This window comes from Arthrobacter sp. UYEF36 (assembly GCF_040547025.1).
Lineage (GTDB): Bacteria > Actinomycetota > Actinomycetes > Actinomycetales > Micrococcaceae > Arthrobacter.
Genome location: NZ_JBEPOX010000003.1, coordinates 1 through 23,262, shown reverse-complemented (window position 1 = coordinate 23,262; position 23,262 = coordinate 1). Strand labels below are relative to the sequence as shown.

General features: G+C 67.3%; 21 protein-coding genes. 15 read left to right on the top strand and 6 right to left on the bottom strand.

What is annotated here, in order from left to right:
• Positions 1–8: 8 nt before the first annotated feature.
• Positions 9–2,021: an acyl-CoA dehydrogenase family protein gene (locus ABIB29_RS06480; protein ID WP_354171149.1), complete on the bottom strand. Its 2,013-nt coding sequence runs from the start codon at positions 2,019–2,021 to the stop codon at positions 9–11.
• A gap of 64 nt (positions 2,022–2,085) precedes the next feature.
• A complete protein-coding gene (locus tag ABIB29_RS06475; protein ID WP_354171148.1) occupies positions 2,086–2,424 on the bottom strand; it encodes a hypothetical protein in 339 nt (112 codons plus the stop codon).
• A gap of 284 nt (positions 2,425–2,708) precedes the next feature.
• Here ABIB29_RS06475 and ABIB29_RS06470 point away from each other — a divergent pair, with 284 nt between their 5' ends.
• From ABIB29_RS06470 to ABIB29_RS06430, 9 genes are all read left to right on the top strand, one after another.
• A complete protein-coding gene (locus ABIB29_RS06470) occupies positions 2,709–4,157 on the top strand; it encodes a DUF3375 family protein (RefSeq protein WP_354171146.1) in 1,449 nt (482 codons plus the stop codon).
• Between the two features lie 2 nt (positions 4,158–4,159).
• Positions 4,160–5,107 carry a DUF4194 domain-containing protein gene (locus ABIB29_RS06465; RefSeq protein ID WP_354171144.1) on the top strand — a complete coding sequence of 316 codons (948 nt, stop codon included), beginning with the start codon at positions 4,160–4,162 and terminating at the stop codon, positions 5,105–5,107.
• Complete coding sequence (locus ABIB29_RS06460) at positions 5,104–8,589, top strand: ATP-binding protein (protein ID WP_354171143.1); 3,486 nt, start codon at positions 5,104–5,106, stop codon at positions 8,587–8,589. Before ABIB29_RS06465 ends, ABIB29_RS06460 begins: the two co-directional genes overlap by 4 nt.
• Before the next feature lie 204 nt (positions 8,590–8,793).
• The gene (locus ABIB29_RS06455) at positions 8,794–9,894 is read left to right on the top strand and encodes an iron-siderophore ABC transporter substrate-binding protein (protein ID WP_354171141.1); all 1,101 of its coding nucleotides are present in this window, start codon (positions 8,794–8,796) and stop codon (positions 9,892–9,894) included.
• Positions 9,895–9,904: 10 nt separating this feature from the next.
• The gene (locus ABIB29_RS06450; RefSeq protein WP_354171139.1) at positions 9,905–10,978 is read left to right on the top strand and encodes a FecCD family ABC transporter permease; all 1,074 of its coding nucleotides are present in this window, start codon (positions 9,905–9,907) and stop codon (positions 10,976–10,978) included.
• Complete coding sequence (locus tag ABIB29_RS06445; protein WP_354171138.1) at positions 10,975–12,135, top strand: FecCD family ABC transporter permease; 1,161 nt, start codon at positions 10,975–10,977, stop codon at positions 12,133–12,135. The genes ABIB29_RS06450 and ABIB29_RS06445 overlap by 4 nt, the downstream gene beginning before the upstream one ends.
• Before the next feature lies 1 nt (position 12,136).
• Entirely contained in the window at positions 12,137–12,973 is an 837-nt protein-coding gene (locus ABIB29_RS06440) for an ABC transporter ATP-binding protein (protein WP_354171136.1), read from the top strand.
• Entirely contained in the window at positions 12,970–14,049 is a 1,080-nt protein-coding gene (locus tag ABIB29_RS06435; protein ID WP_502915568.1) for a siderophore-interacting protein, read from the top strand. The genes ABIB29_RS06440 and ABIB29_RS06435 overlap by 4 nt, the downstream gene beginning before the upstream one ends.
• 146 nt (positions 14,050–14,195) lie before the next feature.
• Positions 14,196–15,032: an SGNH/GDSL hydrolase family protein gene (locus tag ABIB29_RS06430; protein ID WP_354171134.1), complete on the top strand. Its 837-nt coding sequence runs from the start codon at positions 14,196–14,198 to the stop codon at positions 15,030–15,032.
• A 30-nt stretch (positions 15,033–15,062) separates the two neighbouring features.
• Here the strand turns inward: ABIB29_RS06430 and ABIB29_RS06425 are convergent, their stop codons facing one another.
• On the bottom strand, positions 15,063–15,350 hold the full coding sequence (locus ABIB29_RS06425) for a YciI family protein (RefSeq protein WP_354171132.1): 288 nt from the start codon (positions 15,348–15,350) through the stop codon (positions 15,063–15,065).
• 102 nt (positions 15,351–15,452) lie between these two features.
• Here ABIB29_RS06425 and ABIB29_RS06420 point away from each other — a divergent pair, with 102 nt between their 5' ends.
• From ABIB29_RS06420 to ABIB29_RS06410, 3 genes are read left to right on the top strand one after another with little or no spacing between them, the layout of a single operon-like run.
• Positions 15,453–15,941, top strand: coding sequence for a MarR family winged helix-turn-helix transcriptional regulator (locus ABIB29_RS06420; RefSeq protein ID WP_354171130.1), 489 nt, complete (start codon positions 15,453–15,455; stop codon positions 15,939–15,941).
• Positions 15,942–15,991: 50 nt separating this feature from the next.
• Positions 15,992–17,809 (top strand): glutaminase A, encoded by a 1,818-nt coding sequence (gene glsA, locus ABIB29_RS06415; RefSeq protein WP_354171129.1) that lies wholly within the window; start codon positions 15,992–15,994, stop codon positions 17,807–17,809.
• 54 nt (positions 17,810–17,863) lie between these two features.
• The gene (locus tag ABIB29_RS06410; RefSeq protein WP_354171128.1) at positions 17,864–18,625 is read left to right on the top strand and encodes an SGNH/GDSL hydrolase family protein; all 762 of its coding nucleotides are present in this window, start codon (positions 17,864–17,866) and stop codon (positions 18,623–18,625) included.
• On the opposite strand, the gene ABIB29_RS06405 is transcribed toward ABIB29_RS06410, so the two are convergent.
• From ABIB29_RS06405 to ABIB29_RS06395, 3 genes are all read right to left on the bottom strand, one after another.
• Positions 18,622–19,374, bottom strand: a complete 753-nt coding sequence (locus tag ABIB29_RS06405; RefSeq protein WP_354171127.1) for an FAD:protein FMN transferase — start codon at positions 19,372–19,374, stop codon at positions 18,622–18,624. The two genes, ABIB29_RS06410 and ABIB29_RS06405, sit on opposite strands and share 4 nt — an antisense overlap.
• A 64-nt stretch (positions 19,375–19,438) precedes the next feature.
• On the bottom strand, positions 19,439–19,912 hold the full coding sequence (locus ABIB29_RS06400; RefSeq protein WP_354171125.1) for an FMN-binding protein: 474 nt from the start codon (positions 19,910–19,912) through the stop codon (positions 19,439–19,441).
• Positions 19,909–21,345: a ferredoxin reductase family protein gene (locus ABIB29_RS06395; protein ID WP_354171123.1), complete on the bottom strand. Its 1,437-nt coding sequence runs from the start codon at positions 21,343–21,345 to the stop codon at positions 19,909–19,911. The genes ABIB29_RS06400 and ABIB29_RS06395 overlap by 4 nt, the downstream gene beginning before the upstream one ends.
• Before the next feature lie 471 nt (positions 21,346–21,816).
• Between ABIB29_RS06395 and rpmB the strand changes: the two genes are divergently transcribed.
• From rpmB to rpsN, 3 genes are read left to right on the top strand one after another with little or no spacing between them, the layout of a single operon-like run.
• Positions 21,817–22,053 carry a 50S ribosomal protein L28 gene (gene rpmB / locus ABIB29_RS06390; RefSeq protein WP_056342125.1) on the top strand — a complete coding sequence of 79 codons (237 nt, stop codon included), beginning with the start codon at positions 21,817–21,819 and terminating at the stop codon, positions 22,051–22,053.
• Positions 22,053–22,220: a 50S ribosomal protein L33 gene (gene rpmG / locus ABIB29_RS06385; RefSeq protein WP_011693743.1), complete on the top strand. Its 168-nt coding sequence runs from the start codon at positions 22,053–22,055 to the stop codon at positions 22,218–22,220. Before rpmB ends, rpmG begins: the two co-directional genes overlap by 1 nt.
• Positions 22,221–22,224: 4 nt before the next feature.
• On the top strand, positions 22,225–22,530 hold the full coding sequence (gene rpsN / locus ABIB29_RS06380; RefSeq protein ID WP_011693742.1) for a 30S ribosomal protein S14: 306 nt from the start codon (positions 22,225–22,227) through the stop codon (positions 22,528–22,530).
• Positions 22,531–23,262: the final 732 nt, after the last annotated feature.

The window sequence follows — 23,262 nt, the reverse complement described above, 5'->3', positions numbered from 1 at the left end:
GCGCCCGCTCAGCGGTATTTCCGGTGCAGGTTCGCCTTCACCGACGCACGCGGGCTGGCATCGGCAATCCAGGGCCCGGTCCCTTCGGACTGGTCCAGGACCCCGGCTTCCAGCCACTCGTACTCGCCGGCCAGGACCTTGCGGACGAGGACGTGGTCGCCGTCGTCCGTATTCCTCCAGAGCTGGTCGAAGTATTCGTCGACCCGCACGCGGGCCTGCTCGCAGTACGCCTCGGCAAGTTCGTAGGCGGAAGCCCCCTTCTCCGGCTCGGTCCGCAGCAGCATTTCCGCCCGGGAACAGCAGGCGGCCATGGCAAAAAGTTCGGCCCCGATGTCCACAATCCGGCCCAGGAACGCCTGTTTGTGCTCGAGCTTCGCCTGCCACCGCCCCATCCCGTAGAAGGTCTGCCGGGCCAGCCGCCGGGAGGACCGCTCGACGAAGCGCAGCTGCTTGGCGAGCCGGCCGAAGTCGCTGTAGGAACGCGGGTCCATGCCTGCCCCGGCGACGAGCTTCGGCAGCCACTTCGCATAGAAGCCGGACGCGCCGACCGCAGCTTTGGCCTTGTCGGACAGGCTGGCGTCCTCGGAGGCGAGGTCTCCGGCGGCCGCGAGGTGCGCGTCCACGGCCTCGCGGGCGATCAGCAGTTTCATGATCTCCGAGGATCCCTCGAAGATCCGGTTGATCCGCAGGTCGCGGAGCTGCTGCTCGGCAGGCACGGCGCGCTCGCCGCGGGCTTCCAGCGAGTCCGCGGTTTCGAAGCCGCGTCCGCCGCGGATCTGCACCAGCTCGTCGGCGATCCGGCAGCTGATTTCGGTGCACCACAGCTTGGCCAGGGCCGCCTCAATCCGGACGTCCTTCTGCCCGGCGTCGGCCATTTCGGCGCACAACTCAAACACGGCGTCCAGGGCGAAGGCGCTGGCCGCAATGAAGGCGATCTTCTTGCCCACGGCTTCATGCATGCCCACCGGCCGGCCCCACTGCGTGCGGGCGTTGGACCATTCCCGGGCGATCTTGAGGCTCCACCGCCCGGAGCCGACGCAGAGCCCCGGGATGGAGAGCCGGCCGGTATTGAGCGTGGAAAGGGCGATCTTCAGGCCCTGTCCCTCGCGGCCCAGCCGGTTGGCCGCTGGAACCCGGACCTGGTGGAAGCGCGTGACGCCGTTCTCGATGCCGCGCAGGCCCATGAAGGCGTTGCGGTTTTCCACCGTGATGCCGGGGGAGTCCATTTCGACGACGAAAGCGCTGATGCCGCCCTTGTGGGCCGTGCCGTCAGCGTCGGTGCGGGAGGGGACCACCGCCATGACCACCACGAGTTCGGCGATCACGCCGTTGGTGGTCCAGAGCTTCACGCCGTCCAGGACGTAGGACTCCCCGTCGTCGGTGGGGACGGCGGTGCTGCCCATCCGGGCGGGGTCACTGCCGACGTCGGGCTCGGTCAGCAGGAACGCGGTGACGGCGCCGGCGGCGCAGCGCGGCAGGTACTCCTGCTTCTGCGCGGGCGTCCCGAAGACCTTGACCGGCTCGGGGACGCCAATGGACTGGTGCGCGGAGAGCAGGGCGCCGAGGCTGGGGTGCACGGAGCCCAGCAGCGCCAGCGCCCGTCCGTAGTACACCAGCGACAAGCCCAGCCCGCCGTAGTCGCGGGGGATCTTCATGCCGAACACCCCGAGTTCGGCAAGGCCCTTGAGGTAGTCATCCGGAATCAGCGCATCGCGCTCGATGGTGCGCCCGGACATCGTGCGGCAGAAGTCGGTCAGGCGGGCCATAAACGCTTCCCCGCGTTCGACGTCGTCGGCCGGGGCTTCCGGCCACGGGTGGATCAGGTTGAGGTCAAAACTGCCGAGGTACAGTCCCTTGGCGAAACTTGGCCGGTCCCAGCTGGTCTCACGGGCGGCTTCGCTGATGGCCCGCGCGTCGGCCGCGGTGGCGTCGGGACCAATCGTCTCAGACGGAACGGGGACATCCGAGGCGGGGCTGTCGGCGGGATTGTCGGTTGCTGGATTCTCAACGGCGGAGCTCATCGGGCATCTCCTCTAACCGGGGTCACCGGCTCGAGCCCTGGATCCGCCGTGGGTGGAGGACCCTTCAGCTGTCCCGCAATACTACCCGCGGGTAGGTGCCGGTACTAGGGGCCGATTGGCCCATAATTTCCGCCGCGATATCCCCGACGAAGTCACCGGCGAAGTCGCCCGGAAGTTCCACCGTGGAGGCGTGGTGGACCAGCCGGTCCCAGAGGTGGTTGATGCCGTGGACAAGTCCCAGCAGGACTGTTGAGGCGATGATCCAGGCGAGCCGGCCAACCCCCACGAGCACGAGGGCCGCGAAGGACGCCGTCATCATGAAAAGTGTGATTACCAGCGCAAACACGAGCGTTCCCACGAACACCAGCGTTGCCGTTTCCACTGCACTTAGATCGAACTGCATTCTTCCCCCTGCACCATTGCTTCGGCTGAATCAGTAGCCCGAGCGTAGGGTGCGGGAGGTGCGCTAGCCAGAGCCGACAGCCCGTGCCGGGATTCTTGATACGGGATCGAAATGCTACCGGGGCGTAGGTCACGGGGCGGTTGCGGTAGCCTCACGGGCCGGTTGCGGTACCTCGTGCTGCGCGGCCGGGAATGACAGCCGGGGCCTGCGTTAACCTTGTAGCTGGCAGTTTTTCCTTATCCGCTGCCCGATCCAGATCCCCACGGCAGTTGTAAGGAGAGTGCGTGTCCCGCTCCGCCCTGTCCTCCGCCGACGCCATCAGCGCCCGGCTGAGGGACCTCGAACTCCTTACCAAGGGTCCCGCCTGGGCGCTGACCCGCTCTGCGCCATGGGTGATCGCCGTGCTGCAGGCATCCTTCACCCGCACCCGGCCGCAGCTTCCGCTGGAACAATTCCACGCCGACGTCGACGCCTTCCTCGAGCAGCTCCGCCGCCAGGACCCGGGGCTGGGCGGCGCAGCCAACGGAAAGACGTTCGGCGATGAGTGGACCCGCAAGAACTTCCTGACCCGGCGGAACCAGTCCGGGCAGATCGTGTATGAGGTGACCGAACCTGCGGCCCGTGTCATCGCCTTCCTGGAGAGCCTCTCCAGCGAACGCTCCACGCTCAACGGGTCCCGGCTCGGCACGCTGCTGGGCGACGTCGAGAAGCTTGCCAACGAGACGAATCCGGACCAGAGCGCCCGGCTGGAATCCCTTGAGGAAGAGATCGGCGAACGGCGCCAGCTGATCGAGGACATCAGCTCGGGTGACTTTGACGGGCTGCTCGAGGACGAGGAGGCCGTGGAGGCCGCCGGGAACATCCTGGACCTCGCGGCGAGCCTGCCCGCGGACTACAAGAAGATGCGTGACCGGATCGAGGAGCTGGTGGGCGAGCTCCGCAACCAGATCATCGAGGAGTCCCTCAGCAAAGGCGCCACGATGGCCCAGGTGCTGGAAGCGGACAAACGGCTCCGGCAAAGCCCCGAGGGCAGGACGTTCCGTTCCTTCACAGCGTTCCTGGAGGACCCGCAACAGCAGCTGCGCTTCCGGTCCGCGATCGGCGAGGTGCTCAGCCGGCAGTTCGCCGATGACCTCAGCCATGAGGAACGCGAGACGCTGAAAAACCTCGTCGCGGAACTGCGGACCCAGCACAGCCAGATCCAGCGGATCTACGGCAAGCTCAGCGAAAGCCTGAACACCTACGTCCAGAGCGACGACTTCCGCCAGTCCGTCCGGCTCCGCAAGGTCCTCCGGGAGGCTGAGCAGGCCATCCGGTCCCTGCCATACGAGCGCGAACGTCCCGGTCTGGTTCGCGGCCCGGTGCTGTTCAACGCCGGCTTCGAGTCCCTGGCCATGGTCAAGTTGTTCGACCCGGACGAGTTCGCGGCCCCGCCCAAGCTGGCCGACCCAATCGCTTTCAGCGACTCGGACAGGGTGCGCTCGCCGCGGACCGGCAAAGCCAGCCCCGCCGCGATCCGCGCCGCGTTCGCCGGCGCTGCCAGCCTGGCCGAGGCCTGGGAGCAGCTCCCGCCCGGGGAACGCCACATTAACTCCATCCGCGCACTGCTCTCCCACGCCCTGCACGAAGGTGCCGGCTTTGACCGCGAGGCGTGGGACACCCTCGACTTCGAACAGATCGACGGCTCCACGCGCACCGCGTACCTGCCGGTCGTCACGCTCAAGAAGGACTGAAGATGACTGAACTTCCCCCAGACACAGTGGAAGACACAGCTGAGGCAACCGAAGGTGAGTCGGAGGCTGCGGAGCCTGCCCAGCACGTGCACGCCGACCCCTTCACGGTCACCCCGCGCGATACCTTCGTCGACGGAGCTGCGCTCTTCCCGGGGGACACCGGCGTGCTCCCGATGAAGGTCCGCCAGGCCCTCGTGAAGCTCCTCAAAGGCCCGTACATCGACGGCGGCCGGGACGAAAAGCTGTGGACCACGCTGCTGGACAACCAGCTGATCCTGCGCAGCCGCCTGTCCGAACTCTTCCTGACCCTGCAGCTGGACCACGAACGCAAAGTCGCCGTACTGCGTCCGGTGGACCCCGAGGCCATCGGAGGCAGCACCCGCTCCAGCATCCTGCGCCAGCAGCGGGCCCTGAGCCGCGTGGAAACCATCGTGCTTCTCCGCCTGCGCCTGCTCCTGGACCGCCACGTCACAGCCCAGACCGACCCGACGATCACGCGCGAGGAAATCGCCGAGCTCGTGGCCCACTACCAGCCCTCCGGCCAACAAGACGCCCTCCGCGATTCCGACGTCGTCAACCGCGCCATCACCAAACTCCTGGCCCGCCAACTCCTCCTCGCCACCGGCCTGGACGAGGTCTACACCATCTCCAACGCCCTACCCCTGGCCCTCCCGTTCGAAAACATCGGCGACATCCCCGCCCAAATCGACGCCCTCATCGCAGCCAGCACCGACCCCTCAGGAACCGAACCGCTTCTGGACGTGGAGGGGGAGGGTCCCGTTCGCTCGGACGACGACACTGAAGACGACGATTCGGTGACTGACAGCAGCGGCGACGCCGGGGACATGCGGCAGCATGCGGCTAAGCGAGGAACGAGCGAGCATGCCGAGCATGTGTCCGGTGGGGCCGCGGAAGGCGACCACACTGACGAAGCGGAGGCAACCAATTGAGCATCGCAACCATGCTCCCGATGGGCGAGCTCACGAACCCCGGCCAGATGCGCCTCGCCCTGGTCCAGGTGGTCAACTGGGGCACCTTCCATGGCGCCCACACGATGCACGTGGACCGCAACGGCACCCTGCTGACCGGCAATTCCGGCGTCGGCAAGTCCACGCTGTTCGACGCGATGCTCCGGGTCTTCGATGCGCGGCCACGCTCCAACGAGGCCGCAGCCCAGCGCGCGGGCGGCGCGGTCGAGGACAAGCGGACCACCTTCACCTACATGCGCGGCAAGGTGGGGGACAAGGCCGTGGGCGAGGGCTCGGCGAGTGCGTTCCAGCGCCCCGGCGCCACCTGGTCCGCCGTCGCGCTGACCTTCGACAACGCCGCCGGCAGCCGGGTGACCGTGTCGGCGCTGTTCGACCTGCCCAAGAACGGCACGGAATCCAGCGTCGGCCGGTACTACCTGATCGACAACAAGCCGCTGGACCTCACGGCAATAGAGGGCATCGCGGAGAAGCGCTTCACGAAATCGGCGCTGGACCTGATCTTCCCGGACGCCCAGGTCTTCGACGTGCACAAGGCCTTCGCGGAACGCTTCCGGCGCCTGCTCGGGATCAATTCGGACCAGGCCCTGCCGCTGCTGCGCGTCATCCAGGCCGGCAAGGGCCTCGGCGGCAGCGTCAACAACTTCTTCCGCGACCAGGTCCTGGACGCGCCCGCCACGCTGACCGCGGCGGATGACGTTGTCGAGGAGTTCAGCAACCTGATGTCCATCCGGCAGCGTCTTGAGGACGTCCGGCAGCAGCGCGACCAGCTGGCGCCGGTCCCCGGTCTGAACAAGGAGTATGCCCAGTCCCTGCTCGATGCGAACCGCCTGCGGGAGCTCGCGGGCGAGGAATTCGAGGCCTACAGGCAGCAGCTTGCCGTCACCGTCCACGAGCAAACACTCGCCCGGTTCAAGGACCTGGCCCAGGCGAAGGCCAAGGAACTCGGCGCCGAGCGCGGCATCCGGGACGGCCTGGCCAAGGAGCTGCGGCAGCTGGAGGCGGACTACAACAACCAGGGCGGCAACGCGATTTCCGCGATTGAGCAGGCGCTGGAGAACGCCAGGGTGGGGCTCAAGCTCCGCCAGCAGGTGGAGGAATCGGCCCGGAAGGCCCTCGCCGATGCCGGCCTGGAACTCCAGTGGTCCGCGGCCGGCTGGGAGCAGGCGCACGAGCACGCGGCCGCCCGCTCGGCCGAGCTGAAAGACGATTCGGAGGCGCTCAAGGAGCTGCGCTTCGAGGCGTTCGACGGGCACGCGACCAGGAAGCGTGAACTCGCCGCGGCCCAGCAGGAACTGGTGTCGCTCAAGACGCGCAAGTCCCTGTTGCCGCCGTCGAGCATTGAAAACCGCAGCGCCATCGCGGCGGCCACGGGCGTGCCCGAGGAGCAGATGCCGTTCGGCGGCGAGCTGATCGACCTGGCAGAGGGCCAGGAACGGTGGCGGCCGGCCGCCGAGCGCGCGCTGCGCAGCCTCGCCACCACACTGCTGGTCCCCGGCGAGCACTTTGGCGCCGTGACCCGCTACCTCAACGACCATTCCGTCCGCGGTGCGCTGCGCGCGGTGGACGTCTCGAAGCCCCTCGCCGGCGGGGCGCTGGCCGTGCAGGACGCGGCCGACGGCGATCTGCTCACCAAGTTGGCCATTCTCGCCATGGGACCGACCGCGGACGCGGGCGAGTGGATCCGGGAACGGATCGCCCTGGACTTCGCCTACCCGTGCGTTGAGGACCCGGATGACCTGGCCCGGCTGGACAAGGGCCTGAGCCTGGGCGGCGTGGTCAAGCGCAACCGCCATACCGTCGAAAAGGACGACCGCTTCACCGGCCGGCAGGACTATGTCCTCGGCTTCGACAACGCCGCCAAACTCGAGCTCGTGGCGGCCCAGGTCGAGGACCTGCAGCAGGAACTCGCCAAGGCCGCCGAACTTGCGCAGAGCCGGGAAGAGTCGCACCAGGGAATGAGCCGGCAGCTCGAGGCCCTGCGCCGCGTGGCCGATGACCACCGGCCCTGGGAGCAGGTCTCGGCCGCCGTTGCGTCGGACGAACTCGCCCGGATCGAGCAGCGCCTCAAGGACGCCCTCGCTGCGCAGGCGGACCTGGAACCGCTGCGCGCCAACATCGAGGCGGCCCGGCACAAGCACCAGTCCAGCACCGAGGCCGCGGCCGTGCTGCAGAGCGAATACAAGGCTGTCGACTCGCAGCTGTCCACCGCCGATTCGCTGCTGGACGCCGCGCGGGCGCGACTGGCGCAGGCGCCGCCGTCGGGCGCCACCGTCACGGCGCTGGAACCGTATTTCACGGACTTCGGCGACGTCCTGGAGATGCACGAGCTGGACAACCTCGCCAACCAGGTCCGGACCCGGCTCCTCGCCGAGCTGCACGCTGCCGAATCCCGCGGGCAGGCGACGTCGGAGCGGCTCACGCGCATCTTCGAGGGCTTCGTCCGCGAGTGGGGAACCGCGATTTCCGCGGACCACGGCACCTCGATCGGCGCCGCGGGGGAGTTCGAAGCCCGCTACCACGCGATCGTCAGCGATGGCCTGCCCGCGCAGGAGGCCGAATTCCGGCAGTTCTTCAACCAGCGCACGCACGAATCCTTCAGCACCCTGCTGCACCTGCTGGACGAGGAGCGCCGCTCGATCAGCAGCCGCATCCTGCCGCTCAACGGGATCCTCTCCGAGGTGAACTTCCATGAGGGCAGCTTCCTGGAACTCGACATCAAGCAGACCCTGCCCGCCACCGCGAAGCAGTTCAAGGATGCGATCCAAAACGCGCTGAAGGTCCGGCACGCCCGGCCCGGAAAGGCGGCGGCTCCGGCCTCCGCCGCCGCCGGAGCTTCCAGCGCGGAAGTGGACGACGACGCCGAGCTCGGAAACCGCTACAAGTCGCTCGAAACGCTGGTGAAGCGGCTCGGCTCGCAGACCCCGGAGGACCGGCGCTGGCGTGCCGAAGTGCTGGACGTCCGCGGGCACCTCTTCATCCAGTGCAAGGAACACCGCGAGGTCCAGGGTTCCCGGGCGGCGAAGGGCGGGCGGAAGAAAACCGAGGTCTTTATGCACGCGGACACCGGCTCGATGTCCGGCGGCGAGCGGCAGCGCTTCACCGCGTTCATCATGGCTGCGGCGCTGAGCTACCAGCTGGGCATCGCCGAGCAGGGCTTCACCACCTACGGCACCGTGATGATGGACGAAGCCTTCGTGCTGGCCTCGGAGGAATTCGCCGGCGCCGGCATCAAGGCGCTGCACGAGTTCGGTTTCCAGCTGCTCCTGGCCGCGCCCGAGAACGTGATCGACCTGTCCCGGCACCTCGGTTCCGTCACCGAAATCCTGCGGGACAAGCGCACCAACCGTTCCGGCGTGCTCACCGCTCCCGTGATCGGCCCGCGGCCCGGAACCGAGGGAACCTGGCGCTCCGAGGCGAACCCGGTGGACATCGTCCTCCGCTGACCCGAACCCGTCCGACGCCTCACTGCAACGCGGGGTCACATCGCGCCCATAATCCCTGCCGGGATGGGCCGTAAGTGACCCCGCGTTGCTGTTTAACCGGGGAAGGGACACAAGTTGGGTCTATTAGGTCATGAAAGGCTTGCGTAATTTACGGAAGGATAGGCTAGCCTTACTTAGGTTCGCATCATTGACCTAAGGAATCCCATGCCTCTCCCTTCCCCGAGCCGCGCCGTGCCCAGACGCCGCTTCCTCCGCGCCACCGGCCAGGCAACTGCTGCTCTGGCCGCCGTTGCGCTCTCCCTGACTGCCTGCTCCACCGGCCCGGCCAGCTCGACGGCGCCGGACGCCCCCAGCCAGTCGGCCAGCTCCGCCTTCCCGGTGACCATCAAGCACGCGTTTGGCGAGACCACTATCAAGGAACAGCCGACGCGCGTCGTCACCGTGTCCTGGGTCAACGACGATGTGGCGCTTGCCCTTGGTGTGGTTCCCGTGGGTGTCCCGAAGAACGAATGGGGCGGCAACGACAAGGCTTCCACTCCGTGGAAGGATGCCGCACTCGAGCAGCTCGGCGCCAGCTTCGGGTCGGAAAAGGCCCCGGTCCAGTTCTCCGAGGCTGATGGCGTCAACTTCACCGAGATCGCCAAGCTCAACCCGGACGTCATCCTTGGTGCCTACTCCGGCCTCACGGAGGAGGACTACAAAAAGCTCAGCGAAATCGCCCCTGTGGTGGCCCACCCCGAGATCGCCTACGGAACCTCCTGGCAGGATTCCACCGCCATCATCGGCAAGGCCCTCGGCAAGGACGCCGAAGCCACCAAGCTGGTCGCGGACACTGAGGCCACCATCAAGGAAAAGGTCTCCAAGTACCCGCAGATCGCAGGCAAGAGCTTCATCTACGGCAACCTGGAGCCCGCTTCGGCTGACGGAGTCAACGTCTACACCGCCAACGACAACCGCCCCCGCTTCCTCAGCGAGATCGGCATGAAGCTGGCCCCCGTGGTGGAAGATAATTCCAAGGGCTCCAAGGAGTTCTTCATCCCGTGGTCCGCCGAGAAGGCAAACGAACTCGAATCCGACATCTTCGTCACCTGGGTTCCGGACGCAGCCACCACCGATTCCATCAAGGCAGACCCGCTGCTCGGCCAGATCCCTGCCATCAAGAACGGCACCCTTGTTGCCGACTCGGACAACACCCTGACGCTGTCCATCTCGGCTTCGTCGCCGCTGAGCCTGCCGTGGTCGCTGGACACGTTCCTGCCGCAGCTGGCGAGCGCAGCGGACAAAGTCACTGCCGCGGTGAAGTAAGCACATTCCCATGAGCCCAATGACGACGACGGCGGTTTCCGCAGCCGCCCGGCCTGCGCCGGAGACGCCCACGGGTGTTGCCTTACCCGCCCGGGGACCGCGCGTGCTCTGGCTGCTGGCCGCCGTCGTCGTGCTGGCGCTCGTGGCCCTGGCGTCATTGGCCATCGGAGCCCGGGGCCTGGCCCCGGGAACCGTCTGGCAGGCACTGACCCAGTTCGATCCGGCCAACGGCGACCACGCCGTCGTCCACGCCCGGATCCCGCGCACAGTCCTGGGCCTGCTAGCCGGGGCAGCCCTCGGGCTCGCGGGCGCCGCGATGCAGGGGGTTACCCGCAATCCCCTCGCCGACCCGGGCATCATCGGAATCAACGCCGGGGCCGCGCTGGCGGTTGTCACCGGCATCTATGTGTTCGGCGTAACCTCGCTGACCGGATACATCTGGTTCGCCTTTATCGGCGGCGCCGCCGCCGCCGTCCTGGTCTACCTGATCGCGTCGCTCGGCCGGGACGGTGCGACGCCGGTGAAGCTCGCCCTCGCAGGCGCCGCCCTGAGCGCTGGTCTCTTTTCGCTCATGAACGTCATCCTGGTCTCCAGCCGGGACACCCTGGACCGTTTCCGGTTCTGGCAGGTCGGCGGGATCGCCGGCCGCGACTGGTCCGTGATCCTCCCGGGACTGCCGTTCCTGCTGCTGGGAGCCGCGATTGTGCTCACCACCGGCCGGATCCTCAACAACTTGGCCCTCGGCGACGACATTGCCCGCGGCCTGGGCCAACGCGTCGGGTTGGCCCGCGGCGTCACCGCCCTCGGGATCGTCCTGCTCTGCGGAACAGCCACGGCCCTGGCCGGCCCCATCGGATTCGTGGGCCTCGTCATTCCGCACGCCGTCCGCTTCCTCACCGGACCCGACTACCGCTTGATCCTGACCTTTTCGCTGGTCCTGGCCCCGGCCCTGCTGTTGAGTGCCGACGTGATCGGCCGCGTGATCCTGCTTCCGGGTGAAGTCCCCGCCGGGATCATGACCGCCCTCATCGGTGCTCCGGTGTTCGTCTGGCTGGTCCGGCGCAGCAAGGCGGCCGGGTTATGAGAACCGCCCCGCAGACCACACCCGGCATCGCGAGCCTCGCGCGGGAATCCGCCGCCGAAGTGACACTTAACGCCCATGTTCGGCGGGAACATCGGCGTTATCTGCCACCTCGCGGGAGCCTGCCCACCCGCGCTGTGCTCAGCCGGACTGGCTTCCTGGCCCTGGCGGTCGTCATACTCTTCGCGGCGAGCGTGCTGCTGGGCAGCTACACCGTCACCATCCCCGACTTCTTCAGGATCGTGGGCGCCCACCTCACCGGCGGGGAGAAGATCCCCGGCGCCAGCTTCATCGTGATGGAGCACAAGCTGCCGCGCGCCGTCGTGGGAACGCTGATCGGGGCCGCGTTCGGGCTGTCCGGTGCGCTGTTCCAGACCATGCTCCGCAATCCCCTGGCCAGCCCGGACGTCATCGGCATCAGCTACGGGGCCAGCGCCGCTGCCGTCACGGCGATCGTCGTCTTCGGCGCGACCGGGGCCGTGGTGTCGGGCGCCGCCTTCGCCGGTGCCCTGGGCGTGGCCGCCCTTATCTACGGGATCTCCCGCAGCGGATCCCTGGGGTCCGGGGGACAGCGGGGCGACGCCGCGGGCAGCCGGCTGATCCTGGCCGGTGTGGGTATTGCCGCCGCCCTTCACGCCGTGGTCAGCTTCCTGATGACCCGGGCGGACATCCGTACCGCCGCCGAGGTCCTGATCTGGCTCAACGGCTCGCTCAATTCCGCAAACTGGGAACGGGCCGGAGTCCTCGGTACTGCACTGCTCGTGCTGGTTCCCGCCGTCACGCTCCTCGCCGGCCCGCTGCGCATCCTCGAACTGGGCGATGACACCGCCGCGGGCCTCGGTGTCCGGGTCGGTGCCGCCCGGCTGGGCATCGTGGTCACCGCCGTCGGGCTTGCCGCTGCGGCGACGGCGGCGGCCGGTCCCGTGGCGTTCGTCGCGTTCCTTGCCGGACCGATCGCCCGCCGGTTCGTGCGCAAGGCGAGCCTGCCGGCGTCGGCCCTGGCCGGCGTGCTGATCGTCCTGAGCGCGGACTACTTTGCCGCCAACATCGCGCCGCTGCTACTGGCCGGAACGGTCCTGCCGGTCGGCGTGGTCACCGGCGCCCTCGGTGCCCCGTTCCTGCTCTGGCTGCTCGTCACTTCCAACCGAAAGGACGCCTGAGATGGCAACTCTCCAGACCTCCGGCCTGCGGCTGAAATACGACCAACGGACCGTGATCGAGGGGCTCTCTGCGGTAATCCCGGAGGGTAAGGTGACCATGATTGTCGGCGCCAACGCCTGCGGCAAGTCCACCCTGCTCCGGGGCCTCGCCCGGCTGCTCAAGCCTGCGGCCGGCACAGTCACCCTCGACGGGCAGGACATCCACCGCCGTCCCGCCCGGGAGGTCGCCCGCACCCTGGGCCTGCTCCCGCAGCATCCCACGGCACCGGACGGCATCACGGTCCGGGACCTCGTGGGCCGCGGCCGCTACCCGCACCAGGGGTTCTTCCGGTCCGGGCCGGCCGGCGGCTCCGCGCACGACGAGCGTGCCGTGCAGCAGGCGATGGCCGCCACCGAAACGCTGGAGCTTGCCGGTCGCAACGTGGACGAACTCTCCGGCGGGCAACGGCAGCGGGTGTGGATCGCGATGGCCCTGGCACAGGAAACCGAAGTGCTGCTCCTGGATGAGCCCACCACCTACCTGGACCTCGCCCATCAGGTGGAGGTTCTGGACCTCATCACGGACCTCAACCGCCAGCGCGGCACCACCGTGGCGATTGTGCTGCACGACCTCAACCTCGCCGCCCGGTACGCCGACCACATCATCGCCATGAAGAGCGGAGAGATCGTCGCCGAAGGCGCCGCAAAGACCGTGGTCACCGAGGTGCTGGTCCGCGAGGTGTTCGGCCTGGAGTCCCGGGTGCTCCCGGACCCGGTGTCCGGCGCACCCCTGATCATTCCGCTGGGCCGCCATCATGCCGCTGTCCCGCAAACCACAACCCTGGAGCTGGTCCCATGACTGCCACGAACCCCACGCCGGCCCGCACCCGTGCGGCCCTGAAGACCCTCCCCGCCACGGAACCCATGACCCTGGCCTTCGAGGTCCAGGTCACGGCGGTCCGCCAGCTCGGGCCGAACTTCCGTCGGGTCACCTTCGGCGGTTATTCGCTGCGGAACTTCGGCGTCAACGGCAGCACCCTGGACCTGCGCATCAAACTCATGATCCCCTCGCTGGCTCCCGACGGCACCGCGTTGCCGTTGCCGGAATTCCGGATGGAACAGTCCGGCTGGTACCGCGAGTGGCTGGCCATGGACCCGGGGACGCGCGGGTCCATGCGGACCTACACCGTGCGGCAGGAACGCCTCGACGCCGTCTACCCGGAGCTCGACGTCGACTTCGTGCTGCACTTCGACGACGCCGGCCACGGCGGACCGGCCGCCAGCTGGGCCCTGAACGCCAAGCCGGGGGACACCCTGACGCTGATCGGACCCAACAATCGGGCCGCGCACTGCGTCACCGCGGAAACCTACGCCGGGATCGAATGGCGTCCGGGGCTGGCCCAGCGGGTCCTGCTGGCCGGAGATGAGACGGCCGTCCCTGCCATCAGCGCCATCCTCGAGAGCCTGCCGCCGTACTTCAGCGGGCATGCCATCCTGGAGGTTCCGGAGGCCGGCGACTTCCAGGGCATCACGACAGCCGCGGACGTCGAGATCACCTGGCTCGCGCGCGGTGCGGCGATCGGCCGGTCCCGTCCGCACGGCGAATTGCTACAGGAGGCGGTCCGGGCCGCCGTGACCCTCCCCGGCTGGGTCGGGCTCCGGCCGTCCGTTGAGCCTGCGGCCGGCCCCGAGCCCGAGGACGTCAACGTGGACCACAACATCCTGTGGGAGACCCCTGCACGGATGGATGCCGCCGCAATCAGCGCGAGCCGGAATCCTGACAAACCCGCCGGGGCAATGCCGTTCTACGCCTGGATCGCCGGTGAAGCGGGGGTCGTCAAGGAGATGCGCCGGTATTTGGTGCGGGATGTCGGGATTGACCGGAAGCAGGTGGCGTTTATGGGGTACTGGCGGCAGGGGAAGGCCGAGCTGTAGATGCGCTCCTTTGCAAAGCACCGGCGGCGGCCTTGTGGTCGGCTTGCCGTTGGTGCCCGCAGGCCCTTCTGGATGTCCGAGGTCGGCTCACCTGCTGTGCCCCGGTTGTTCACTCCGACGTCGTCAGGCGGGGCTAGCGTGGCGGTATGGTCGAGAACCTTGTGGGCCCGGGCGCTGACGGGCGGCGGGTTTATGTTGCTTTGGGAGATTCCTTCACCGAGGGTGTGGGGGACTACAACTCCCGGCTGCCGAACGGGGTGCGCGGCTGGGCGGACCGGGTGGCGGAGCAGCTGGCCAAGGCGGACCCGGGGTGGGAGTACGCGAACCTCGCCATCCGCAGCAAGAGGCTTCGGCATATCATCGCGGAACAGCTGGAACCCGCGCTCGCCATGAAACCGACCCTGATCACCCTGTACGCCGGCGGGAACGACATCCTGGATATCGGGACCGACATCCGCGCCCTGATGAAGGACTACGAGTTCCTCGTCGCCAGGCTTGCCTCGAGCGGGGCCACGGTGGTGCTCTTTACCGGTTTCGACGTCAGGGTCTCGGCGCTGCTGGAACCCCTCAAAAGGCGGAACGCCGTCTACAACCAGCGGGTCCGCGAACTGGCGGCGAGGTACGAGGCGGTGCTGGTGGATTACTGGTGCTTCGACGCGTTCTACGATCCGCGGATGTGGGACTCGGACCGGCTGCACATGTCCAAGGCCGGCCACAAGTACCTGGCCGGCCAGGTACTCAACCAGCTCGGGGTTGCGCACAAGGTCAAGTCCAAAGACTGGGAGCCCCCGGCGAAACTCGGAGTCCGCGGCTGGGGGCGCCGGCAGCGACGGTGGGTCAACGACTGGGTTCTGCCGCTTTTCGTGCGCAAGCTCAGGGGCCTCACGCTGGGGGACGAGCTCAGACCGCGGTGGCCGGAGCCGGTCAGGGTGCCGCCCAAGGCAGGCCTGAAGAAACTGACGGCCAAGGCCCCGCCGGACTGAATTGTCTTCCTCCGCCCGGGTGAGCCGGCGTCAGCTGTCCAGCAGATTCTCGTAGCCCGGGGCGACCCGGCTCGCATGGAACTCCTCGACGTCGAACTCGGCCACGCCGTTGATATAGAACGGGTCCTTGGCCAGCGAGGCATCCAGTTCGTCGCGGCCCGCGTTGGAGAGCAGCAGGGCGCCCGTGCGCGGGATCTTCCGCCCCGCAACCATAAAGATGCCCCGGTCGAAGGCATCCTGCAGCCACGTGACGTGTGCCGGGAGGTGGAAGTCAACGATCTCTTCGGGGACCTTGTAGGTCAGGGAGACTACATACATAGGGTCAGCCTAGCGCCTGTCCGCGGCGCCGGGGCGGGATTTCCCCGTCACGGAATCCGATGAAGTTGAACCGTCAATCTTAAATTCTCCTAGACTGTATCCATGACTGAACCGCGCTGGCTGAACGCCGACGAACGCCGGGCCTGGCTGGCCCAAGTGAGCATCAACACCCTGCTTCCGGCAGCGCTGGACACGCAGCTGCACCATGCGCGCAAGCTCTCCCTTTTCGACTACAACGTCCTCGCGATGCTTTCCGAGGCGGACGGCCGGTTTCTGCCCATGAGCGAATTGGCCGCGCGCACCAGCGCGTCCCTGTCCCGGCTCTCCCATGTGGTCACCAAACTGCAGAACCGGGGCTGGGTGGAGCGCCGTCCGCACCCCGGCGATGCCCGGGTCACGACGGCGCACCTCACCGACGCGGGAATGGAGACGATCGAGGAGCTTGCACCAGGCCACGTCGAGGCCGTCCGCTCGCTCTTCCTGGACGCCCTGAGCGCGGAGGACGTCGCTGACCTTGCCCGGATCGGCGAGAAGATCGTGGGCCGCCTGGATGAGGACCACTGGATCCTGCGCGAGAGTAAGCAGAGCTAAAGGGCCGCCGCGAGCCTTGTCGCGGCACGGCGTCGCCTAATGTTGGCGGTATGGAATCGCCGATCGACAGCTACCTGCGCCAGATCCACGCCGAGATCGCCGAGCTCAAGGACGGCAAGCCCTACAGCACCATTCCGGCCATGGCCAACGTGGACCCGGACAACTTCGGCATCGCCCTGGCCACCGTGGACGGCACGGTGTACGAAATCGGTGACACCCGCGAGGAATTCACCATCCAGTCCATCTCCAAGCCCTTCACGTACGGGCTGGCCCTGGAGGACCTCGGCGCCGAGGCCGTGGACGCCAAAGTGGACGTGGAACCGTCGGGGGACTCGTTCAACGAGATTTCCCTCGCCGAAGGCACGGGCCGGCCGGCCAACGCGATGATCAACGCCGGGGCCCTCACCGCCACGTCGCTGATCAGGGGGTCCGGCGGGCAGTCCGGTTTCAAGCGGATCCTCAGCACGTATTCCGCTTTCGCCGGCCGGCAGCTCTCGGTCAGCGAGAAGGTCTACGAATCCGAGCTCAAGCACGGCCACCGCAACACGGCGCTCGCGCACTTGCTGCGTTCCTTCAACATCATTGAGGATGATCCGACGCCGGTCCTGGAGGACTACTTCCGCCAGTGTTCCGTCCTGGTGAACTGCTTCGACCTCTCGATCATGGCCGCCACCCTTGCCAACGGCGGCCGGAATCCGCTCAGTGGAAAACAGGTGTTGGAAATCGGTCCGGTGGAACGCGTGCTGTCCGTCATGATGACGTCCGGTATGTACGACGACGCCGGTGCCTGGATCAGCAGCGTGGGGATGCCGGGAAAGAGCGGGGTGGCCGGCGGCATCATCGCCGTCCTGCCCGGCCAGGTGGGCCTGGCCGTCTATTCGCCGCCGCTGGACGAGCATGGCAGCAGCGTCCGCGGCCTGGCGACGGCGCAGCGCCTCTCCCGGGACATGGAACTCCACTTCGTCCGCGCGGCCCGGACGGGCCGGTCCGCCATCCTCGCCGCGTACGACGTGACCGAGACGCCCTCGGGCATCCGCCGCAACGACGAGGCCGCCGACGTCCTGCGTGCCCATGGCCACCGGGCCCGGGTGATCGAAGTCAACGGCGACCTCCTCTTCGCTGGAACCGAGTCCATGGTGCGCGAGCTCAGCAGCCTGGCGGACGACGTCGAGCTGGTGGTCCTGGACGTGCGCCGCACGGACCAGGTCAGCGAGGTTGCCGTGCGCATGCTGGCCAAGGCCCGGCAAGGGATGGCCGACGCCGGCCGGGAGCTGGTGCTGATTGAGGCGGACGGCTCCGTCACGGAGGCCTTGGGACTGTCAGCTCAGCGCCAGGTGCCGTCCTTCGGGACGCGGAGCGCCGCCGTCGAGTACTGCGAAAACCGCCTGCTGGAGCGCCACGGGAAGCACCTGTTGCTCCCGGACCGCGTTCCCGTCACCGCGTCGCCCGCGTTGGCGCCGCTGGACGAGGCAGACGCCGCGGCACTGGAAGCGCTCATGACCCCTAAGTCCTACGACGACGGCGACGTCATCCGGCGCGTCGGGCTGCGGTTCGGCGGGGTCTATTTCATCACCTCCGGACGGGTCAGCAGCACGTCCCCGGGGCCCACTGCGGACCGGGTGAAACTGAATACGCTCAGCGCCGGCATGACCTTTGGCGAACTGGCGCTGGGCAGCGGGAACCGGCAGGAAACCACCGTCCGGGCGGTAGGCCCGGTGGAGGTCATGGTCCTCAGCACGGAGGCAATCTCCGAATTGGAAGCGGCCGACCCGCGGCTGGCCATCGCCCTCTGGAAGGCCCTGACCCGGGACGCCTACACCCGGGTGGAGCAGTACCTGCGCGAAACGGCGGTCCGGATCCGCGAATAGCGGTTGTGCTGCCCGCTTTTGTTTGCTCGGGGCAACTGCTGGCAGACTGGATCCATGGATTTCACGTCCCGCTATGTAGCCCTTGGAGACTCCTTCACGGAAGGCGTCGGCGACGACGACCCCGCCCGTCCCAACGGCGTTCGTGGGTGGGCTGACAGGGTTGCCGAGCAGCTCGGCGCCGCCGATCCCGGCTTCGGGTACGCGAACCTTGCCATCCGCGGCCGGAAGCTCCGCCAGATCATGGCCGAACAGGTCGATGCCGCGGTCGCGCTCAAACCGACCCTCGTGAGCATCTACGCCGGGGCCAACGACATCCTCCGGCCCAAGGTGGACATCGACGATCTGCTGGTGGATTACGACGCCGGCATCCGCAGACTCAAGGCCACCGGCGCAACCGTGGTGATGTTCACCGGGTTCGACTCCCGCGGCTCGAAGATCTTCAGCACGACGCGCGGCCGCACCGCAATCTACAACGAGCTGGTCCGCGGAATCGCCGGGGACCACGGCGCCCTCCTGGTGGACTACTGGCGCTTTAGCGAGTACTACGACTGGGGAATGTGGGCGACCGACCGGATGCACATGTCTGCCGCGGGCCACGCGAACATGGCCAAGCGCGTCCTCAACGTCCTGGAGCACGACCACTCGATCGATGTTCCGCCCATGACCCCGGTCCCGGAGCTCAACCGGACCGAGGCTATCCGCGCCAACGCCCGCTGGGTCCGCGAATTCGCCGGACCGTGGGTGGTCCGCCGCGTCACGGGGAAGTCCTCAGGCGACGGACTGACACCGCGCTATCCGCAGCTCACGCACCTCTAGGCGCGGAAGCCCGGCGTCGCGAGCAGTTCCCCGCCGTCAAGGACGGCAAGCACCTCGACGTCCCAGCTGTCGGTGGCCCAGTTCAGCATCCGCCTCCCGCCGGCGACGACCGCCGTGGCCAGCACGTCAGCGGTGAGAATGTCCGTGGCGGCCACCGACACCTGACGGAATTCGAGTGGTCCGAGTTCGGTCCGGCTGGCTCCGGCCCGCCAGATATGGTCTCCGCGCTCGGCGGTCCCGGACGTTGCCAGCGCGGTGAAGCGGCCGGTGCCGCCCAAGGAATAGCACGAGAGCAGCGACCGGCGGTCCTGCGGATCCACGATGCCGGCCAGCCACGGGGACCCGCTCCCCGGCACGGGCGAGCCGCTCACCAGCACGTCGCCGCCGGCGTTCAGGCACCAGTCCGCGATGCCGGCGGACTCCAAAGCGGAAGCTGCCTGGTCGATGGCGTAGCCCTTGACGATTCCGGAGAGGTCCAGCACGCCGTCGGGCCGCTCGGGTGTGAAGAATCCGTCGGTCAGCAGCCGCCAACCCGTGGCGTCCGCAAAGCGGGCGCGGAAGGCCGCCGAGGCGTCCCGGAGCGTGCCCTCGCCGCGGGCCAGTCGGCTCGCTTCAGACTCCGGCCGGTAGAGACTGAAGGTCGCGTCCAGGCCGGCAAACACGCGTTCGACGGCGGCCGCGGCACCTTCCAGCCCTTCGCCGTCCCGGGCGGCGCCGGCTGGCAGGGCAAGGCTGATGACGGTTCCCATGCACTGGAAGGTCCGGCTCTTCAGGGCAGGGCCGCTCTGCGCCGGACTCTCGGCGGGCGAAGGCTTAGAGGTTCGCTGCATCGAGGGCTGCCTGAAGGGAACTCAAATACGCGTCACTGGTAACGGTGGCGCCGCTGATGGTCTGAACCTGGGCGGACTGGGCCTTGATGACCGCGGCCCGCAGGGCCGGCGCGGCCCGGTTGCTGATTTGCACCGACTTGCGGTCGTTGTCGGTCAACTGGAGGGCGGTGACATCCGTGATCGCCCCGGCTTTGACGGTGATTTGCACCTGGACCGCGCCAAAGCGGGTCTGGACCACATTGCCGGCGTAGGTCCCGGCGGCCTCCGCCTCCGCCCCTGCGGTTCCTCCGCCCGCTCCCGACCCGGCCGATGTGCCGGACGATGCGCCGGACGAGGCGGCGGCTGATATGGCCGCCGCCGTGCTCCCGGTCTCCGCGACATGGGCGCCGGATTGCCAGCCAGCCAGAAGAATCCCGGCGGAGGCCAGTGCTGCTGAAACCGCTGCTCGTATTCTCACCAGTCGAACCTTTCGTTGTGGAGTTGTTCTTCGCGGACCCCGGCCGCGCGGGCTTCGCTGATCACACTGCGCGCCCAGGCGGACGGGCCGCAGATGTAGACGTCGGCGTCGGCGATTTCCGGAGCGTAGCTGGCTAGCCGGTGTCCTAAACGGACGGCCGACGCGGGCAGCCAGCTTTGTCCGCCGGTGGTCCGTGCGCCGGTGACGTGGAACAAGGTGGCGCCGCGGCGGCGGCAAAGATCCAGGATTTCGTCGGCCAGGTACAGCTCCGCCTCGTTGTGGCCGCGGAGGATCACCGTGGCGTTGCCCGGATCAAAGGGGGTGCTCTCCAGCAAGGCGCGGATGGGGGTGATCCCGATGCCCGCTCCGATCATGACGACGCGGTTCCGGCTGCGGGCCGCGGTGCTGAAGAGCCCGTAGGGTCCCTCGATGGCCACCCTGGTCCCGGGTTTCAGCCGGGCCAGCTGCGCGGAGCCCCGGCCGAGGTTGCGCACGGTGATACGCAGGGTGCCGCGGCCCGAGGAGTCGAACAGCACGGGCTCCGCGGAGAGGCTGAAAGGGTGCGGATGCCACCAGGCGCCGGGGGAGAGGAACCTCCAGATGAAGAACCTGCCGCCGTTGCCAGCCAGTTCGTCGAGGTGGCGGCCAGCCAGTTCAATACTGACGACGCCGGGACCCTCCATGACGACACGGTTCACGGTCAGCCGATGCCGGACGGTGGCTACGAGTGGCTCCAGAAAGCGATAGTGAGCCAGTGCGGCGCCGGTTCCGATGCAGGCGGCCAGCCAGTACCAGCGCTGCCAGGTGCCCTCCGCGAACAGCCCGCCTGCGCTGAACTGATGCGGGATCGCGGTCAGCACCGCGGCGTAAGTGAGCAGGTGGACGGCGTACCAGAACTCGTAGGGGAACCGTCGCCGCACCGCCACGAGCGACGTGGCCACCACAGCGATGAACAACCCGCTCGACACGATGGCGAGCCACATGTCGGGAACCAGAACCCAAAGGGCCACGAGCTCACTGAACGGATCGAGCCCCTCGGCCATCCCGTATCCGATCGCGATCAGGATTCCGTGTGCGAGCAGGAGATACAGCGACGGTTTGCCGAGCTGGCGATGAAATTCCAACGCCCGGTCATGCCCGACGGCGGAGTCGATCACCGGCAGACGCGCCGCCAGCAGCAACATCAGCAGTACAAGGTCCATGCCGGCGAGGCCGGCGACGATTCCCAGGGCCGTGAAGGAGCCGGCCAGCGTCGAGAATCCGGCCGCGCCGCCGTCGGCGAGCCACAGTGCGACGGCGAAGGCCACCGAAGACCACGCGAGCACGCCCAGCAGGTCCGCCCGGAACAAGCGGCTCCGGGACTGACCGCGGAACCGCTCCACGGGAGGGCGGAGTGCCCCGGCCGGCACGGCCATCGGGAGTGAGGAGTTCATGGCTCCACGGTCCGCCTGCTGCCTATCAATTGGCTGTGAAACCGCTAGGGTGCCGATGTGACTTCGGACCCGACCGGCCGGCGCGCCTGATACAACTCCTGTTACCGGATTGGTCTTTAATTCGTCAAGCTCGTAGACTTGGTAGGCGCTAGGTGGCGCGGAGCGTGTGCAATTGCTCCGGTTGGCGGGATCTGTCTGCAAAATTGGCAGTCCTGATGGCCGGTAGTTAGGGGCTCAAGTTGCGTGCACTCCTGTATTCGCCCAGCATCCCGGTACTTCGCGGTGACTTTCCGAAAGGTTTCACCGCCCGGTAACCGTGGTCCACAATCTTCGCCGCAGTGCGGAACGCAGTGGTTTACACCGCTGCCTGACTACTGCCGAAACCCCGTGGGCGCTGGATGCGGACGCCGCCTGTCGCACGGTTACGCGGGAACTCCGCCGATCGTTTCATTTATTTTGAGGAGAGTCGTCATGGCAGCACACTGCCAGGTGACCGGAGCCGAGCCGGGCTTTGGACACAGCATTTCGCACTCGCACCGTCGCAACAAGCGCCGGTTCGACCCGAACATCCAGAAGAAGCGCTACTGGGTTCCGTCCCTGCGCCGTAATGTCACTCTGCAGTTGTCTGCAAAGGGCATCAAGACCATCGACGTGCGTGGCATCGACGTAGTCGTAGCCGCCATCCTGGCACGAGGAGTGAAGCTCTAATGGCTAAGGACAAGGACGTACGTCCGATCATCAAGCTCAAGTCGACCGCGGGCACGGGTTACACCTACGTGACGCGCAAGAACCGTCGTAACGACCCGGACCGTATGGTTCTGAAGAAGTACGACCCCCGCATCCGCAAGCACGTCGAATTCCGAGAGGAGCGCTAAACACATGGCCAAGAAGTCAATGATCGCTAAGAACGAACAGCGTAAAGTCATCGTCGAGCGTTATGCTGCAAAGCGCCTCGAACTGAAGAAGGCTCTGGTTGACCCCGCGTCGACCGACGAGGCACGCGAAGCTGCACGCCTCGGCCTGCAGAAGCTGCCCCGCAACGCCTCACCGGTACGTCTGCGTAACCGCGACATCATCGATGGCCGCCCGCGCGGTACCTTCCAGAAGTTCGGCATCTCCCGTGTTCGCTTCCGCGACATGGCTCACCGCGGTGAGCTCCCGGGCATCACGAAGTCTTCCTGGTAATTCAGCACTCCTGAAGCCAGTGGCTTGAAGAAGGGCCGGCGCCTCTTGGCGCCGGCCCTTCTTGCATTTAAGGCGTGACGGCGGACAGGTGCCCCCGCAGCACGGTCCCCGCTGCCAGGTGAAGCCGGGTGTGATGCACCCCATAGCAGCGACTTTCCGGGCTCACCGCGGGGAACCGGGCGTGGTGGGCCTGTTTTCCGCGCGGGTGTTGGGGTTTGGGGGTGGGGGGTGCGTGGTGGGGGTGGATTTGTGTGTGGTCCCGGTGGCGTGTAAAGTAATTCGAGTCGCCGCCGCTGATGCGGAGAGATTGCGACCGACCCCCTGATAAACAGCCTGGAAATGGTTCGCGTTTTGCGTGCCGTGGATGGGTGGGGATCCAGGTTCGTGGAGTTGTGGATTGCGGAAACGTTGATTTGCTTAGCTTCGCGGGTTCGGGTAAGTTTGGGAAGTTGCTCCGGAGCGATCCACGGCTGAGGTTGTGGTGGTGCCGGGTGTGTCTGTTGTTTGAGAACTCAATAGTGTGCCAAGTTTGTTGATACCAATTTATTGTATTGAATTGGTTGAATTGACTGGATCGTGCCACCCCGTGGTGTGGTCTGGTTTTTACAGCTGGTTTCAAATTTTGTGCAGCCGGCATGTCCCGTTTTCCCGGGGGTGTTGGTTGTGTCTGTTTTACTTCAACGGAGAGTTTGATCCTGGCTCAGGATGAACGCTGGCGGCGTGCTTAACACA

What these genes read in the sequence shown, in the direction of transcription:
- glsA (WP_354171129.1), top strand. Translation starts at nt 15,992, where the DNA reads ATGGAATCGCCGATCGACAGCTACCTGCGCCAGATCCACGCCGAGATC.
- ABIB29_RS06405 (WP_354171127.1), bottom strand. Translation starts at nt 19,374, where the DNA reads ATGGGAACCGTCATCAGCCTTGCCCTGCCAGCCGGCGCCGCCCGGGAC.
- ABIB29_RS06410 (WP_354171128.1), top strand. Translation starts at nt 17,864, where the DNA reads ATGGATTTCACGTCCCGCTATGTAGCCCTTGGAGACTCCTTCACGGAA.
- ABIB29_RS06440 (WP_354171136.1), top strand. Translation starts at nt 12,137, where the DNA reads ATGGCAACTCTCCAGACCTCCGGCCTGCGGCTGAAATACGACCAACGG.
- ABIB29_RS06435 (WP_502915568.1), top strand. Translation starts at nt 12,970, where the DNA reads ATGACTGCCACGAACCCCACGCCGGCCCGCACCCGTGCGGCCCTGAAG.
- ABIB29_RS06475 (WP_354171148.1), bottom strand. Translation starts at nt 2,424, where the DNA reads ATGCAGTTCGATCTAAGTGCAGTGGAAACGGCAACGCTGGTGTTCGTG.
- ABIB29_RS06420 (WP_354171130.1), top strand. Translation starts at nt 15,453, where the DNA reads ATGACTGAACCGCGCTGGCTGAACGCCGACGAACGCCGGGCCTGGCTG.
- ABIB29_RS06445 (WP_354171138.1), top strand. Translation starts at nt 10,975, where the DNA reads ATGAGAACCGCCCCGCAGACCACACCCGGCATCGCGAGCCTCGCGCGG.
- ABIB29_RS06450 (WP_354171139.1), top strand. Translation starts at nt 9,905, where the DNA reads ATGAGCCCAATGACGACGACGGCGGTTTCCGCAGCCGCCCGGCCTGCG.
- ABIB29_RS06430 (WP_354171134.1), top strand. Translation starts at nt 14,196, where the DNA reads ATGGTCGAGAACCTTGTGGGCCCGGGCGCTGACGGGCGGCGGGTTTAT.
- ABIB29_RS06425 (WP_354171132.1), bottom strand. Translation starts at nt 15,350, where the DNA reads ATGTATGTAGTCTCCCTGACCTACAAGGTCCCCGAAGAGATCGTTGAC.
- ABIB29_RS06395 (WP_354171123.1), bottom strand. Translation starts at nt 21,345, where the DNA reads ATGAACTCCTCACTCCCGATGGCCGTGCCGGCCGGGGCACTCCGCCCT.
- ABIB29_RS06465 (WP_354171144.1), top strand. Translation starts at nt 4,160, where the DNA reads ATGACTGAACTTCCCCCAGACACAGTGGAAGACACAGCTGAGGCAACC.
- rpmG (WP_011693743.1), top strand. Translation starts at nt 22,053, where the DNA reads ATGGCTAAGGACAAGGACGTACGTCCGATCATCAAGCTCAAGTCGACC.
- ABIB29_RS06455 (WP_354171141.1), top strand. Translation starts at nt 8,794, where the DNA reads ATGCCTCTCCCTTCCCCGAGCCGCGCCGTGCCCAGACGCCGCTTCCTC.
- rpsN (WP_011693742.1), top strand. Translation starts at nt 22,225, where the DNA reads ATGGCCAAGAAGTCAATGATCGCTAAGAACGAACAGCGTAAAGTCATC.
- rpmB (WP_056342125.1), top strand. Translation starts at nt 21,817, where the DNA reads ATGGCAGCACACTGCCAGGTGACCGGAGCCGAGCCGGGCTTTGGACAC.
- ABIB29_RS06480 (WP_354171149.1), bottom strand. Translation starts at nt 2,021, where the DNA reads ATGAGCTCCGCCGTTGAGAATCCAGCAACCGACAATCCCGCCGACAGC.